This is a genomic window from Leptospira kirschneri serovar Cynopteri str. 3522 CT (assembly GCF_000243695.2).
GTDB lineage: Bacteria > Spirochaetota > Leptospiria > Leptospirales > Leptospiraceae > Leptospira > Leptospira kirschneri.
The window spans coordinates 142752-157932 of sequence record NZ_AHMN02000005.1 but is presented as its reverse complement, the minus strand read 5'-3'; the positions used below and the strand labels follow the sequence as shown (position 1 = coordinate 157932).

At 35.3% G+C, this 15181-nt stretch carries 14 protein-coding genes; 10 read left to right on the top strand and 4 right to left on the bottom strand.

Going from position 1 to position 15181, the window contains the following annotated elements; translation table 11 throughout:
* Positions 1-264: 264 nt before the first annotated feature.
* A complete protein-coding gene (locus tag LEP1GSC049_RS2000000228480) occupies positions 265-483 on the bottom strand; it encodes a hypothetical protein (protein WP_016748037.1) in 219 nt (72 codons plus the stop codon).
* Here LEP1GSC049_RS2000000228480 and LEP1GSC049_RS219455 point away from each other — a divergent pair.
* The 8 genes from LEP1GSC049_RS219455 to LEP1GSC049_RS219485 all read left to right on the top strand — a co-directional run bounded on the left by LEP1GSC049_RS219455 (position 457) and on the right by LEP1GSC049_RS219485 (position 8838).
* Positions 457-1920 carry a cellulose synthase family protein gene (locus LEP1GSC049_RS219455; protein ID WP_004754319.1) on the top strand — a complete coding sequence of 488 codons (1464 nt, stop codon included), beginning with the start codon at positions 457-459 and terminating at the stop codon, positions 1918-1920. The two genes, LEP1GSC049_RS2000000228480 and LEP1GSC049_RS219455, sit on opposite strands and share 27 nt — an antisense overlap.
* An 811-nt stretch (positions 1921-2731) precedes the next feature.
* Positions 2732-3013 (top strand): hypothetical protein, encoded by a 282-nt coding sequence (locus tag LEP1GSC049_RS0205245; protein WP_001291938.1) that lies wholly within the window; start codon positions 2732-2734, stop codon positions 3011-3013.
* Between the two features lie 6 nt (positions 3014-3019).
* Positions 3020-4180 (top strand): 4Fe-4S dicluster domain-containing protein, encoded by a 1161-nt coding sequence (locus LEP1GSC049_RS219460; RefSeq protein WP_004757803.1) that lies wholly within the window; start codon positions 3020-3022, stop codon positions 4178-4180.
* Positions 4173-5078: a hypothetical protein gene (locus tag LEP1GSC049_RS219465; protein ID WP_004755006.1), complete on the top strand. Its 906-nt coding sequence runs from the start codon at positions 4173-4175 to the stop codon at positions 5076-5078. Before LEP1GSC049_RS219460 ends, LEP1GSC049_RS219465 begins: the two co-directional genes overlap by 8 nt.
* Positions 5079-5142: 64 nt before the next feature.
* The gene (locus LEP1GSC049_RS219470) at positions 5143-5604 is read left to right on the top strand and encodes a PTS sugar transporter subunit IIA (protein ID WP_004755378.1); all 462 of its coding nucleotides are present in this window, start codon (positions 5143-5145) and stop codon (positions 5602-5604) included.
* A gap of 2 nt (positions 5605-5606) precedes the next feature.
* A complete protein-coding gene (locus tag LEP1GSC049_RS219475) occupies positions 5607-6500 on the top strand; it encodes an ABC transporter permease subunit (protein ID WP_004762433.1) in 894 nt (297 codons plus the stop codon).
* The gene (locus LEP1GSC049_RS219480) at positions 6497-7258 is read left to right on the top strand and encodes an ABC transporter permease subunit (RefSeq protein WP_004755152.1); all 762 of its coding nucleotides are present in this window, start codon (positions 6497-6499) and stop codon (positions 7256-7258) included. Before LEP1GSC049_RS219475 ends, LEP1GSC049_RS219480 begins: the two co-directional genes overlap by 4 nt.
* Positions 7255-8838, top strand: coding sequence for a PEGA domain-containing protein (locus LEP1GSC049_RS219485; RefSeq protein ID WP_004768200.1), 1584 nt, complete (start codon positions 7255-7257; stop codon positions 8836-8838). The genes LEP1GSC049_RS219480 and LEP1GSC049_RS219485 overlap by 4 nt, the downstream gene beginning before the upstream one ends.
* A gap of 1386 nt (positions 8839-10224) precedes the next feature.
* Here LEP1GSC049_RS219485 and LEP1GSC049_RS219490 read toward each other — a convergent pair.
* Both LEP1GSC049_RS219490 and aroE read right to left on the bottom strand, forming a co-directional pair.
* The gene (locus LEP1GSC049_RS219490; protein ID WP_016560634.1) at positions 10225-11517 is read right to left on the bottom strand and encodes a folylpolyglutamate synthase/dihydrofolate synthase family protein; all 1293 of its coding nucleotides are present in this window, start codon (positions 11515-11517) and stop codon (positions 10225-10227) included.
* Complete coding sequence (gene aroE / locus LEP1GSC049_RS219495) at positions 11514-12386, bottom strand: shikimate dehydrogenase (protein WP_004760613.1); 873 nt, start codon at positions 12384-12386, stop codon at positions 11514-11516. The genes LEP1GSC049_RS219490 and aroE overlap by 4 nt, the downstream gene beginning before the upstream one ends.
* A 181-nt stretch (positions 12387-12567) precedes the next feature.
* Here aroE and LEP1GSC049_RS219500 point away from each other — a divergent pair, with 181 nt between their 5' ends.
* Entirely contained in the window at positions 12568-12960 is a 393-nt protein-coding gene (locus LEP1GSC049_RS219500) for a hypothetical protein (RefSeq protein ID WP_002177393.1), read from the top strand.
* A 1211-nt stretch (positions 12961-14171) separates the two neighbouring features.
* Complete coding sequence (locus LEP1GSC049_RS2000000227360; RefSeq protein ID WP_000752813.1) at positions 14172-14324, top strand: hypothetical protein; 153 nt, start codon at positions 14172-14174, stop codon at positions 14322-14324.
* 26 nt (positions 14325-14350) lie between these two features.
* On the opposite strand, the gene LEP1GSC049_RS219505 is transcribed toward LEP1GSC049_RS2000000227360, so the two are convergent.
* Positions 14351-14983 carry a flagellin N-terminal helical domain-containing protein gene (locus tag LEP1GSC049_RS219505; RefSeq protein ID WP_004757757.1) on the bottom strand — a complete coding sequence of 211 codons (633 nt, stop codon included), beginning with the start codon at positions 14981-14983 and terminating at the stop codon, positions 14351-14353.
* Positions 14984-15181 lie beyond the last annotated feature (198 nt).

The following is a 15181-nucleotide window of genomic DNA, read 5'->3' as shown; positions in this document are numbered from 1 at the left end:
TTCGTATTGAGAAAAGTGTATTCGGATTTTATAAAGATTTTCTTATAGAAAAATGAATTTTGGGATGGATCCTTATAACGTTCTTTGAGTGTATCTGAAAGTCGGTAAGAGTAGTAGTGTTGTGTATTCCTTAAGACTGCAAAAAAAGGGGACGGTGTAACTTTCGTCCCCCGTCCATTTTAAAGTGAAAATTCGCAGTGGAAGACACAACCAGGGAGGTTGTAGTCCATCCATTGAAAAGTATCGGCAGTGGGAGTTCCTACATTAGGCTTCTGAATAAAAAATAAAGGACCGAATTAAAAAACTAAAAAATTTATGCAGTGCAAAATCTTTGACTTTTAACGAGAAGAATATTTCCTGGCTATCATTATGCTGACCGTCGTAACTATATTGTTTCTGGCTATTTATGGGATCGACATAGTCGCTCTCTTTTTCTTTGGGATTCATACCTATATCATGGTATATCTTTATAAAAAGAATCATACATATTGCGAATCCGAGCCGGACAAAATTCTAGACGTCAATGATCCAAATCTGCCAGTAGTGACTGTACAGTTGCCGATTTTCAACGAATATTATGTAGTGGACCGATTGATTGAAACAACCGTCGCGCTTAAATATCCGAAAGATAAACTTGAAATACAACTTTTAGACGATTCTACGGACGAGACTGTCGAAAAGTCCAGAAATTTAATCAATCATTATAAATCACTCGGATTTGATATTCATCATCTTCATCGATCGGGGGCGGAGCGTACTGGACACAAGGCTGGAGCATTAGAAGCGGGGATGAAAGTTGCTCGAGGAGAATACATCGCAATTTTTGACGCTGACTTTATGCCGGACCCTGATTTCTTAATTAAAACCGTGCCATATTTCGATGATCCTCAAATCGGAATGGTACAAGTTCGCTGGGGACATATAAACGCAGATTATAACGTTCTTACCAAAGCGCAATCTTTTGGAATTGATGGACATTTTATGATCGAGCAGGTTGCTAGAAACGGATCTCATCTCTGGATGAATTTCAATGGGACTGCTGGAATTTGGAAAAAAGAATGTATTATCGACTCCGGTGGATGGGAGCACGATACTCTAACGGAAGATTTTGATCTTTCTTACCGGGCAGAAATGAAAGGATGGAAATTCCGCTATTTTAAAGATATTGAATGTAAGGCAGAAATTCCAGCGATGATCTCTGCGTATAAATCGCAACAATTCCGTTGGTGTAAAGGTTCCATACAAACTGCCGTCAAGTTGCTTCCAAGAATTCTTCGGGCGGATCTTCCTTGGAGAATTAAGTCGGAAGCAATTGTTCATTTAATCAATTATTCGGTTCATCCTTTAATGGTGATCAATATACTTTTTAGTGCACCTTTATTGTTGATGGATTATTGGTCCGGTTTTAGTTTCTATGATTTACCAATCGAAATTTTAATGGGAACCGCTGCGATTTTATCGGTAGGATCTGTGGGCCCCATGATTTTCTACGCGTATTCTCAGAAAATTCTTCATAAAGATTGGAAAAAAAGAATGTTGTATCTTCCAATTTTAATTATGATCGGAACTGGAATTGCGATCGTAAACACAAGGGCTTGGTTAGAAGCAATTCTTGGGATTCAGTCTTCATTCAAACGTACTCCTAAACTTAAGATCGAGAATAATACGGATGTATTGAAAGAAAGGTTAAAATATACTGTGCCTTTAGATTTTCATGTGGTTCTTGAATTTCTAATGGGATTTTATTGTATTGGAACCGTTTTTCTTTCTTTTGCACTTGGAAAACCTCAGATTGTAGGTTTCTTAGCAATTTATGCGCTCGGATTTTTCTACGTTGGATATTTGTCTTTGAAAGATGCATTCTGGAAACTGGGAGCTTCTAAACGTGAATCCGCAAAGGAACTTTCTACTCAGGCATAATAGAGCAATAGCAGAACAAGGCTAAAGAGTTTTCTTTTAGCTTTGTTCTTTAAAAAGAAAAATAAATTCTTTCCGTAAATTACCTTTATAAAATTCAAAAAGAATCATCATTCAATCCGATTTCTGCACAAAACTTCTGTTTTACGGCGATCATCAGAATTTAAATCCCATTTTAACGTAGCAGGACGTAAGAAATAATTTTCTAAAAGTATGAGTTCCCACAATTTTAGAATTTGTTCGTAAAATTCTGATTTGCGGTAGTTCCCACATTTTAGGGAATCGATCTGTAAAGTTCAAGATCCAATTTTTTTCAGAAAGATGAATCATGGCTGACTCACTTTATTTTGTAAAGGCTTCTTGAACATAAATTTGGTGTAAGAAGTTTGTTTTATAAAAACTGATTTTTCCGTAAAAATAAAATGTGGGAACTACTGCAAATTAAGATCTCACATAAAACTTTGAAAAACACAGTCATTTTTCCAAGTTGGACTGTAAGAATAAATACTGTTTTTAGAAAAATATCGAACACAGATTAGTTTCAGAATTGTCCTAAATCTCAAAAGAGATCCAGATTATGGTTGATAACTCGTTTACAGTAAAGCGTAGTAGTTCCCACATTTTTATTGCAACAATCCATAAAAACGGTTATATTTTATAAAAGAATAGAAACCTATCATAGTTTCCAACTACAAAGACCTTTCTACCAATCTTTGGTGAGGCTCAGAGTTGAAAGCTCTAAGGCGGCTTATGCTTGACTTTGCACTTTTTTCTGAAAAATTGACAAAAAACCGTTACTTTTATAGGAACCCGAATGAGTGAGAAAGTTTACTGCGCTAATTGCCTGCACTGTGTAACCGTAAGGCAATATGAATCCGAGGCGGATAAGTATATTCTCCGCGTAAAATGCACCAAGAAAAAATGGTCCAAAAGATCCGGAGAAGAAAAACTCTATAAATATTTCACCGTTGCTCGCCGTATGCAAGTAAACTGTGAATTTTATGAGCCGATGGGTGAAATTCTTCCTTATATCAAAAATCTAAAGAAAGAACTTCCAATCAAAGACGAAATCTACATGGTGAAAAATCTCACCTAAAGAGTTTTGAAGCCCTCCGCTTTTACCCTCAAACCAGGATTGGTCCACGGAAAATTTTCTCGTAAGACCGTCCTGGAAGAACCATTCACGTTATTTCCCGAATTGGGAGCCCTCTATCTAAAAGAATTTCCCACCCGAGTATTTGCAGGAGAACCACTCGTTAGGCAGTCTGTCGGAACACTTTTATCTCCTGTAGACGGAATCGCGAGTCTCATTCAGGGAGAACATTCTACAAAGATCCGAATCGTACAAGACGGAAGTTTTCAATTGTCCGGTGAAACCAAAATTGATCCTTCTTTGAAATTAGACCAAGCCTTACAGAGAATGGACGAACTCGGACTTGTCTCTCTCGATTTTCCAAATACAACCTTATCTTCTCTTTTTAAAACGTTTCAGTCCTCTTTGATTGTACTTTCTCCGTATATCAAAACCCAGTCAGTCGATTTTCAAAAAATTCTTTTAGAAGAATGCAAAGAACTGCATATTCAATTTTTAGAATATTTGAAAGTATGGTTTCCGGAGGCTTTCATTAAAGACTATATACTGTCTCCGGTTCCTTTTCGAAAATACGAATACCCGCTAGGATACCCGCAGTATTTTGTAAAAAAGGCTCTATCCGGAAAGGTATTCCAAAAAGAAAAAATCCTTTATCTCGGACCGGAAACTCTCTATCATCTTTACAGAGCCTTATTCAAAAAAATCCCATATATAGAAAGACATATCACGATCTACTATGTGGGAAAAAACGGTGGTCTTAAAAAAGAAGAATCCCCAATTAAGTTCAGAGATGGCCAAAGTCTCGGCTTTTTACTTTCTGAAAAAAAGAAAGAGTATCCTAACTTCACTTTTAATTCCTTTTTTGACGGCGGAGAATTTCATTCTTCGTCCGAGGAATATTTCTTAGATATTTATAAACATCATTCTATTATATTCGTTTCTGGTAAAATTCAGGAGCGGAACGAACTTCCTTGTATAGAATGCGGAGAATGCACTTATAATTGCCCTTTAGAATGTAATCCGATTTCTCTAGTTAACGGACAGGGAAAATTTTTTACGGACGCTTGTATCGAATGTGGGATTTGTACTTATCTTTGCCCTTCCGGAATTTCTATCAGAAATAAAATTCGAGAAGTAAAAAGTAGAGTCCGGGAGAATCAAAATGCCTGATTATCTCTTAGCTACTAAGATTGGTTTTTTTCGAAAGTCGGATCCGTTTTATCCGGATATTTTGATGGGGCTTTTTTCGTTTATAGGAATTGTCTTGTTCGGAACCGTTCCATTATGGATTTGTTATGTGATAGTTTTGGGAACTTGTTTTGTTTATCAATTTACGATTCTAAAACGAACTATCTATCCTTTAAAATGGATCGTTCATACAGGAATTTTTGTTCTTCTTTTGCCGATTCACTCCGGAACGATAGTCTGGGCCATACTTGCGGGAATCGCTGGAATTTTTTTGAATTCTTTTGATCGCTTTCGGATTCAAGCACCACTTTCTTTGATCCAACTTTTGATTTTTTTATTCTTTTATCTTTTGTTGCCTACGGTAGATATTTTTTCCGGGATTGCAGGTAAACCGAATTTGTCTTTTAGGGACGAATCTATTTCGGATATTTTCAGCGTTCTTTCTTTTTCACAGGAAGGTTATTCTCCTTTGAGATTTTCTTCTTTAGAAACTATGGGAGCGTATTCGATTCTTTTTTTGATTCCTGTTTTTTTAAAAAGACCAAACTCTTTTCAGATTCCTTTGATTTTTATAACTGGTTTGATCGTAGTCGTTGGAAATTTAGCTTTGGAATATTTTCCCGTTCTTCTGTCCGCTTGGGTATCGTTCTCGATTCTTTTTGCTTCACCCGGAAGAAATTTATATACCGTTTGGATTTATTCATTCATAGCGGTTTTAGCGACCGTGGTTCTTTTTTATGTCATCCAAGTTTTGGTACGTTTTTCTTTACCGATTTTCACCTTTTCCGTTTTCTATTTTTTCATTGAAGCCAGTTTGATCCGTATATTTCTGGGAAGCAGAGTCGATAATTTCGGGCAATTAGAACCGTTCGAATTGTAGTTAGAATGATGATCGTGTATTGTAGCAAACATAAACAACAAAACGAAAAGTCAGGGAAGTGGATATGAATCAGCTCTTGACTCTTCTTCAACCAGAAACAGTCATTTTCAATTTGGAATCTGGAAGCAAAGAAGAAGTGATTTCCAAACTCCTGCAAAAGGCGATCGATACACATCAGATAGACGCAGAAAATAAAGAAGAAATCTTAGAGTCTCTTCTTGCCAGAGAAAAGTCAATGTCAACCGGAATTGGAAGTGGAGTTGCGATTCCTCATTGTTCTGTCAATCTTGTGGATGAACTCAAATGTGTGATGGGACTCAATCCGAACGGAATCGATTTCGATTCGATCGATCATCAACCGGTTCATATTTTTATTCTTCTCATCGTTCCCAAAACCAAATTTCAAGAACATATCAAGACGCTTGCACAGATTGCAAAAGCATTAAATGTAAAAGAAGATAGAGAAAAATTGATTCGTTCCGGATCCTTCGAGGAAATCCAAAAAGCTTTTTCTCGGAACGTCTAACCGTGCAGGGAGAAATCTCTAGGTTCCTTTTATTTCTTGTCGCATTAATTTTTTTCTCCGTTCTTTTCGGTCATCTACGTTCTTTGAATAAAGAATATCTTTATGCAGATTCGTCCTTTTCTAAGGAAGAATCTTTTCTAGAACAAGAATCCTTTTTGCCTCGGGTGTTTTCCTTTGTTAAAGGAATTATAATATTTCAATCCGGTAAAACCACTTCTGGGGAATCAGTCTGGAAACATATTTTTTCGAGAGTTCTTCCCACGTTACACCTCGCGGTTTTTTCGGTGGGTTGGGGGAGTTTTTTTGCGGTAACGTTGGCGCTTATCGGTTCTAAAAAGGAAGAAGGAATTTTTAAAAGCGTATTTTTATTTCTGAGTAACTGGATTTTGTCCACACCGGTTTTTGTAGTGGGAGTTGTTTTACTTCTGATTTTTTTTGTACAACTGGAATGGTTTCCTCCGGGCGGTTACGAACCTTGGAATAGCACTTATGTGATTTTGCCGGGAATTGCTCTGGGTTCTAGAGTCTGGGCTAGAATTTATCAGTTTGCTCTCAGTCTTACCGAAATCGAATTAAAATCCCCTTATACGAAGGTTTTAAGAGCCAGAGGATATTCTAAAAATAGAATATTATGGAATCATATTTTATTAAAAATTCTTCCGTTGCTTGTGGTTTTGATTCTTCTGGATTTCAGTTCCCTTCTTTCCGGAGCTATGATCGTGGAGGAAATTTTCTTTTTTCCGGGAATTGGTAAATCCATGTATTACGCGATTCAGACTATGGACGCGGAGCTGTTGAGCGCGCTTCTTTTTTATAGTGGTCTTACGTTTTATATTTTCAGTAGGGTTTCCATTCGTTTTCAAGAAAGTCTTACCGGTAAGGAGAACCTTTTTTGATTTCCTTTGGTAATGGTTTGAGGATCTTTTTTGTTTTCTTAACCTTAGTTGGTGTATTATGGAAAAATCCGCCTACGGAAGTTTTTTTAGAAGACAGTTTTTGTTCTGTAACTTGGAGTCATCCTTTGGGTTGTGATCGATTGGGCCGAGACGTATATGGTCTTTTTTCTTACGGAACGATTTCCACTCTTCTATTTTCTTTACCTTCTAGGTTGTTTACTTTGGCGTTCAGTTCTTTAATTTGTCTTTTTCAATATTCTTTTCCGTTTACCGGAAGGTGGTTTTTTACTCCGATTTCTTCCGTGTTCGTTTCCGTTCCTTCTTTGCTCATCGCTTTACTTACTGTTCACGCGTTAGGACAAGGATCTTACGTTTTGATCGTCGCAATTTTGTTAGGTGACTGGGCGTTTTCATACGAGACTCTTCAAAGTAAAATTCGGGAAACGGATGGAAGTGGATTTGTACTCGCATCTTCTTTTTTTGGGGCTTCGAGGGCTAACGTTTTTCAAAATCATATTTTTCCTTCGGCTTTTCCAGTTTTAAAAGTTCTATTTACTACAGGATTACCTGGGGTTGTAATGACGCTGGCGCTTTTTAGTTATTTGGGAGTAAGCGCTGGTTCCGACTGGTTCGGTCCCGGTTTAGGTGAACAAATTTCCTTTGCAAGAGACTATGTTTATTCTGCTCCTTTAGCTTTGGTAATGCCTATTGTAGGAATCGTTGGTTTAGTTGCTACTTTAAACGTGAAAAAAAAATGATTCGATTATTTGCATTTATTTTAATATTATCTATTTTGAATATAGGAATTTTTGCACAAGGTATCGAAAAATACTATCGTTTCCCAGAATCCGGGATGTATACGAAGGTCACGTTCGAAACCGAAAGAAAACTATGTATATTTCCACTTAAAAATCAAAACGCGGACTCGAATCTAGACTATTTGAGTAAGGGCTACGGAGGGGTATTATTTTCAGGTTTAAAAGGACTTTTTCAAATTTTTGATCCGGATGTAATTCCGAAAAGTATTCAGCACGGTTTCGGAGATCCCATTGAAAAAGAAAGATTAAAAAAGGGAGAATGGGACGGAAACATTTTGGAAAGGGTAAAGAATATAAAAGAGACTTCTCCGGAAAAAGATCCTCGTTTTTTAACTTTAAAAACTGAATTTATTTCGGAGGAAACTCCACCCGAAGACAGTAATCTATTTTTATCTGGTAAAAAGGCGGGATGTTTTTATCATCTCGCTGGAACATACGAAAAAAAAAGCGAGTCTCAAATGGAACTCAAACTCGTTCTGCGATCTTCTAAAGATGCTTCTCGAAAAGAATTCCGAGCTAAAACTAGCGTTAGACGCTCTTATCAGGAATTGGAAGGATTAATCGGAGAAATCAAAAAAGAATTGGTCGGAAAGAATACGGTTTCTTTTTCGTTTAAATCAGGAGATATAGACGGAGTTCTCGTTTTTTTGGATGGACAATTTTTGGGAAAAACTCCTTTACAAAGATCTGATATTCTTCCCGGAAATCGCAAGGTTAAATATTACATGGATGGGTTTCAGAGCGAAGAAAAAAGAGTTTCGATTCAGGACGGTGGAAACTTTGAAATGATTCTTGCTAGAACTCCTAAGGATGGATTGATTTCTGTGACTTCCAATCCGGAAGGTGCAAACGTTTATCTAGGTTCGGAATTTTTAGGTAAAACTCCTATCATCAACGTTCGAGTTAAAACGGGTTATAATCGTCTTCGACTTTCGATGGAAGGTCACGTGGATCTTTTAAAAGGAGTGGAGATCAAAAAGGACGAAGAAACAAAACTAGATTTGGTTTTAAAACAGGGAGATACGATCACTTATTATAAAAATAAACAGAACGTTTTTTTGGATCATTCGTATAACGATTTTTCGATTTATTCCTTATACGGAACTCTTTTGTTTTACGTCGGTTATTATTATTTCAACTTGAAGGCCAATGATTTATACGATCGTGCTCGTAGTCGGGTGAATCTTACAGGTCTTTATTATGCGTCTCTCTCTGCCCCTCAAGATCAGTTTATCGGTTTGTATCTTTATGAAGAAAGAATTGTTCGTGAAACGAATCGAGATGCGGGTAGGTATCAAAAACTTGCAGGGAACTTTGGCAGGCACGAAGGATTGACAGGTGGCGTGATGATTTACGGAATGGCGGCGATGTTGATCTTAGCCGTGACTTTTTATTGGCTTGGTTTAGATGAGGAAACTTTGGATGTGGGAGCGGTCCCGAAAAGGTTAAACAATCCATATGCGATTCCGGGTCAGTTTGTTGAGATCGATTCTTTTGCGAAGTTTAATTTAAAATTTTGAATATTAAGAAAATATAAAATTATGAAAAAATTCAATTTTATTGAATGACAACCGCAAAACAATAGAGTTGTTGAAAAATTCCACAGTAAAAATTTGCAAAACTGCTTCAATTGTCCATTTTACTAATCTCTATAAAATTGAGTGCTGTTAATTTTATCACAAAACACTGATTTTATGCAAAATATTATGTGCTTTATTATATAGTTATGAGCAATGCAACAAAAACAGATCAAGAATTAATTTTTCAACAACTCTAATAATTTCATGAAGTTCGGTATAAGAAAATGAAAAAGAATTTTTTAAAAATAGTAGTTCCTACATTTTTAGAATTTGTTCGTAAAATCGTAATTTGCAGTAGTTTCCACATTTTACTCAGAACCATATAACAGAATATCCAGGTTTACGCTTCAATTCTATAAATTCAGCCTAAGAAAACCGGAGTGAATAATCCGGCGTTGCCGGACTGGGACTCTTAGCCTCTGGTGAATAAATTGTATGAAAGAAACGTAATGCGATATCCCGTCTTGAATTACAATTTAGAACGCGCATCCATGGAGAGCCATAATCAACCCTACAAGTTGAATAGGATTTTAGAATCAGAAGAATCCAAAACGCACATTTTTCAAGTGTTTTGACAGAAATGAGGTTTGTTACTTGCAAAAAGTATGTTTTTCTAATGGATAAAAGTCTTCAGAACTTTTCCACCTGAATTGCGACCCATGGGAAGCAATTCATTGAGTTGCCACAAAAATTAGAGAAAACTAATACAACGCTTTCTATAGATCACGTTGTAAGTTTTTACAGAGGATTTGTCGTAATTCCGACAGATTTATATTGAGATCAAAATACTTGTGTGGTTGGTTATGATAGAGAGATTCTGCTGAGTTTCTCTATGCGGATCTATCGAATTTACACTGTTTTACAGTTGAATTTTTAAAATAGAATTGTTGAAAAATGAATTCTCCATCTGTTTCTATTTCAAGGAAACGAGCAATTGAATTAGTTTTGTTAAACTGAACTATGGAATTTTCAACAACTCTAATGTAGGAACACTTCAAAAAGTCGACAAATCCGGATTAAATCCCATTTTTTGAAAATTTCTACATCTCTGCAAAATTGATGATTAGCTTTTAGTGCTATTTTTATACGTTCGAGTAGTAATTTGTGGGAACTATTACAAATCCAGGTTCTACAGTTGATTTTGAAAATGTGGGAACTCCCTCAATACCCTAGTTTGTCTGTAAAATGTAGTATTCACAGACAAATTGATTTCAAAATCACAAAGAAAAGAAACTTAATTTGTGGGAACTATTACGTTTCCACAAAAACTCACTTTTCATTTTTATACTCTCTGTAGAAAGATTGCGTTCATTCTTTTTAGTTTTATCAGAGTAGATCGATAACAATCGGAAATAAACGAAAGCTACCTAAAATCAAAATTGGTTCGAAAGGATCATCTAAACGTTGTAATACGGATCTAAATTCAGAGTCTGAGATCGTTTCTTCTGAATGGCAGTTGTCTGGAATAACAAACCCATTTTCCTTTAAAAATTGAAACCCCAAAATATCCGATTTGTTACGCGCTTTTCTTAAAATTTCCAAAATACCGTTTCCGTCCTTATCTTTTAACAAACCCGCATAAATTCGAAATCTATGAGATGGGAAAAGAAAGGATAAACTTCGTAGGGTTTCTATAAAAGCATCTGGATTGTGTGCAGGATCAAAAACGATAAGAGGAGAATGTCGTAAAACGCTTAATCTACCCGGAGGAGAAGTTATGTATTTTTCAAAAATTTCGAAGCTAAGTGCATTTGAAATTGAGGAAACAGTTTCAGATTTAGGAAATCCTAGATCGATTTTTTTATTGGTAGATTTTAAAAAGAAATCAAATTTTAGAATATCTTGAAATACTTGATAAGAAAAGATCTGATTTTTTTTAAGATATGTGTTTTTAGATGGGATTTGAGGAATGATAGTACAATCAATTCCGTACTGAGAACACCAAGATGAGATTTTTTCGTTTAATTCCGGCTCTTTTTGTTCGATTGCAAAAAGTGCTTTTGTGTTGGAAGTACAGATTCCGAGTTTTTCTTCTAAGATTTCTTCTTTCGTATTTCCTAATATTTCTTTATGATCTAAACCTATTACTCCTAAAACGACTATGTCCGGGTCGCAGAGTTTGGTTGCGTCTAACCTACCTCCAAGACCTGCCTCGTAAATTTGAATTTCCATAGATTCTTTTTCAAAAAAGGAAAAGGAGGCACACGTAAAAAGTTCAAAAAAAGAAAAAGATTTTAAATCTTCAATGGCTTTGAGAGATTTCCATTCGTTTAACAATTGATCCAATTCTTTTGTGAGAATGTTTCTGAAATTTTGAGATTTGGTTCCTATCCGAATTCTTTCCAAAGGACTAATTAAATGAGGTGAAGTGTAAAGTCCCGTTTTGAAACCATAGATCCGAAAATATTCTCCTAAAAAATGAGTGATAGAACCTTTTGCATTTGTTCCTACTACTGAGATTCTACAAAAAGTAGATTCGTTTCTTTGATCAAAACCAAACTTTTTTAAGGTTTTGGCAAACGGTTCCAAGGAATAACCGGTAAAAACGTTGAAGTTTCTGCTCTTTTCTAAATTAGAAAGTCCGTTTGCAAATTCTAAAAAGTCGAAATCTGAATTCATCGATTTTCTAATGCTTTAGATAGACGTTCCCTAGTTTTGATTATATCTTCTGCGTTAGGCGAAATTCCTGTAAAAAGTTCGAACTGTTTCATTGCCTGATACAAAAGCATTTCCGATCCGGGAATGATTTTTGTTCCCGCTTTTTGCGCCGCTTTGACCAAAGGAGTTTCTAGAGGATTATAAACTATATCAAAAAGAGTCATATTCGGGTTAAAAAAATTTTCGGGAAGATACGGACCTGGTGATTGTCCTTTCATTCCTAAAGGAGTTGTATGAATGACTAATGAAATTTCTTCTTTTCGATCAAGTAACAGATCTTGCGAAATTGGTTCCGCCTTTACGTTTGAATTTTTAGCAACTAATAAACAAATTTCTTTTGCGGTAATTTCATTTCTGGAACACACAAGTAAGTTTTGAATTTTACCTGAAACTGCAAGACTAAATGCGATTCCTCTTGCGCTTCCTCCGCTTCCTAAGATCACTACTTTTCCGGTTCTTAAGGATTCTGGAGAAAATTCTAATATGGAACGATAGGCGCCATCTCCATCGGTGTTGTATGCGTAAATAGAGTCTGGTCCGATCAACAAAGTGTTCGAAGCTTTCATAATTCTAGATGTATCATCTGCTTTATCTGCGAGAGCAAAGGCGTTTTCTTTATGAGGAATAGTTACGGAAAGTCCTAAGATTCCGGAGTTTCGGAATTCTTGTATTTTTTCTATATTTAAGTCTGGAGTTTCAAAAACTAGATACGAGGCGTTAATACTTTTATCTTTATAAATTGAATTATGAATTAAAGGGGAGAGAGAATGTGAAAGAGGAAATCCAACTATACCGAAAGTTTTAACCGTCTGATTTGTTTTGGTTTTCAAATTTAGTTTTCTCTTTTTCGTTTGGCTTTACAAACAAGATTTGATTTCTTCAATTCGTTTCTTGTTAAATTTCTCAGAACTTTTGACTTTTTTGTACCAAAAGAAGCAAGTTTCAGAGCAATTACTAAAATGAGTCGACTAAAAAGACAATTCCCGAAAATGCTGTATTGGAATGAGCCTATTGAATTTACCTGATTCTTTTTTACACGAACTGAGCGGACAACTCTTTTTGATTCCTCTTGCTTCTTTTTCGGGCTCACCTTGGTGGACTACCATTCTGGATGTTTTATTTGTAGTTGGGATTTCCGGTGGACTTTCTTGGTATTATTACTATTACAAACGTAAGGATCTTCTAGGCGGTTTTTGGGGAGCGCTAATCGTGGCTCTTCTCGGGTCTTTGATTATACTTTCTCTGCTTCAAGATTTTATTCGTTCGGTAGTTCTTTGGCTTGTCTCACCTAAATTCGGTATCTACCAAATTTCAAACGTAAACTTACTCGCGGTTTTATTGGGCGGTCTACTTGCTCTTTATATTATGAACCGCATCAATCACAATAAAGAAAGAAGGGATTAAACTTCAACCCATAGAAAAGGCGTTTAGTTGAGTCAAACGCTTGCGTCATTGTTAGTTGGTTGGACGACTTGCAGAATAGTTTGTAGGTCTAATACTCATCTCTATCAAATTAAGTACCTAAACGTTTATCATAAAATCGCCGTTTCACGTTAGTTCGATAAAATCTGGTGCGAAAGCGATTAAGCGTGGAAACTCAGCAGAATGTTCTTTCAAACTAAAGCCGTCGTTTCTATGCGTGCTTGACAAATCGCGTTCTATCATAAGTTGAACCTAAAGGTGCAATATCATATTACGTTTCTTTTATGCAATTTGTTGACCAGAATTAAAGAACCCGGTCCGATTTTGTTACAGACAAGTTGGATTTGCTCTAGTTTTCTTATCTAGAATTTACAGGATTGAAGTGTAAATCGTTAAAAAATAAATGTGAAATTCCCAGACTCGAATCACAAAAAATGAATGTTTAAAAATTCGTAATGCGACCGAATCTGTAGAAACTCTCACAAATTTATATTTTAACATGGTTCGGTCGTGATTTATTTTTTTCTGAAAAAAGTTGGAGTCTAAATTTTACAGATTGATTTCTAAAATGTGGGAACTACCACAAGTCACGATTTCACGAACAAATCCTAAAATTGTAAGAACTCATACTTTTAAAAAATTCTTTCTTATGTCGAACTCACGTTAAAGGTATATAGAGTTGTTGAAAAATTAATTCTCTATTTGCTTCTGTTTTATAAAAACGGTCGATTGGGGTAGTTTGTTAATTTGAACTATAAAATTTTCAACAATTCTGTTCGTTATTTGAGAATGATCATTAAAAGCTGATCTCAAAAATACTTTATTTTTATTCAAATAGAGATTGCAATTATTCTAATATAACTTCTAAATAATTTTTAGTACGAGTTCTGGGGGCAGAATCGTAAAATGATATTTTCTAAAAATACCCTTTGTTATATCGTATTTCTTTAAAATACTTATCTACTGTTTTTTTCAAAGAAAAGTTTAAAAGCGGTTTTTGCTTTCATAAAAACGGAAAGGTGTAAATTTTATAACGATTTTAATGAGTTCCCATGAACTTCGATATGAACCTTGGACATTTTATTATAAGTTTTGAATGAAAATAGATGAAGGGACAAAAAGAACTTTACAATTTGAATTCAGTTTATACGTCATTGTCCAATGAAATGTAAATCGAAATATTGAGAGGTTTTATGGCGGATGAGAAAAAAGGCAGTACAGATATAAGGCATGACGGTCAAATAAAACCGATTACCGAAGGTTTTATGAAAGGGAATATTAAAAATAATACTAACGAGCCAAAACCAAATACTCCCCCACCTCCGCAGAAAAATAACAAAAAGTAAATTCTAAAATTGTTGATCGACTTTCTTTAATATATATTTGACAATGAGTCACGCAAACGTTTACTATAACTTAGCCGTTCCCACGAAGCTCCAATTGTAGCTCTCTCGAAAGCTATCTTTGAAAGAGAGTTATTTATAATATCTATAGATTGAACCGCAGCGGTGTTCGTTTTTACATTCATTTTACTCTGAAATTTTTTTAGACTCCAAGTGTGAAGACCAAATTCTTCCGGTTGAAGTTCTGGTAATGGTAGCAAAATCGGAGAACTTTGTGGATCAATTTGTAACGATATGCTTATAGGCCGAGAAGAGTTTTCAGTATCTAATAAAAAAATGTTTCTGAAACGAGCGCTTTCTCGAATTCTACAGATTTCTTTTAGCAATTCCTGGAATTCTAGATCAAATTGATTTCGATCTTCTTGTATGTGGTTCTTATGCGAACTTCTGACAGCCAAGATTCTTATATTTTGTAAAATTTCGGTGATAATCTGAAAATGTATTTCTAATGTATGTAAAAAAGATTGTGCCTCTTCAATTTGAGTGAAAGAAACTTTTTTTTCTAAGTGTATTCTTTGGTTGGATACAGAACTACAAGAGATATAAGTTATCAAAAGAAACAAACAAAAGAATCGATAGAGTAAAATTGTAGAGCAATTCATATATAATTTTTCGGCAATATATCAAATGCTCGAAAGAATTTCTTTCAACCTTTTAGCAAAACAACGTAAAATTTTGATTGAGAATAGAACTTTTTGAAAAATGAAAAACGTTTTTAAAGATAAGTTAATTTAACACGAAAAGGATCTATGCAAAAGAACTCAGCAAAACACTCTTTCAAACTAAAGCCGTCTCGTTTC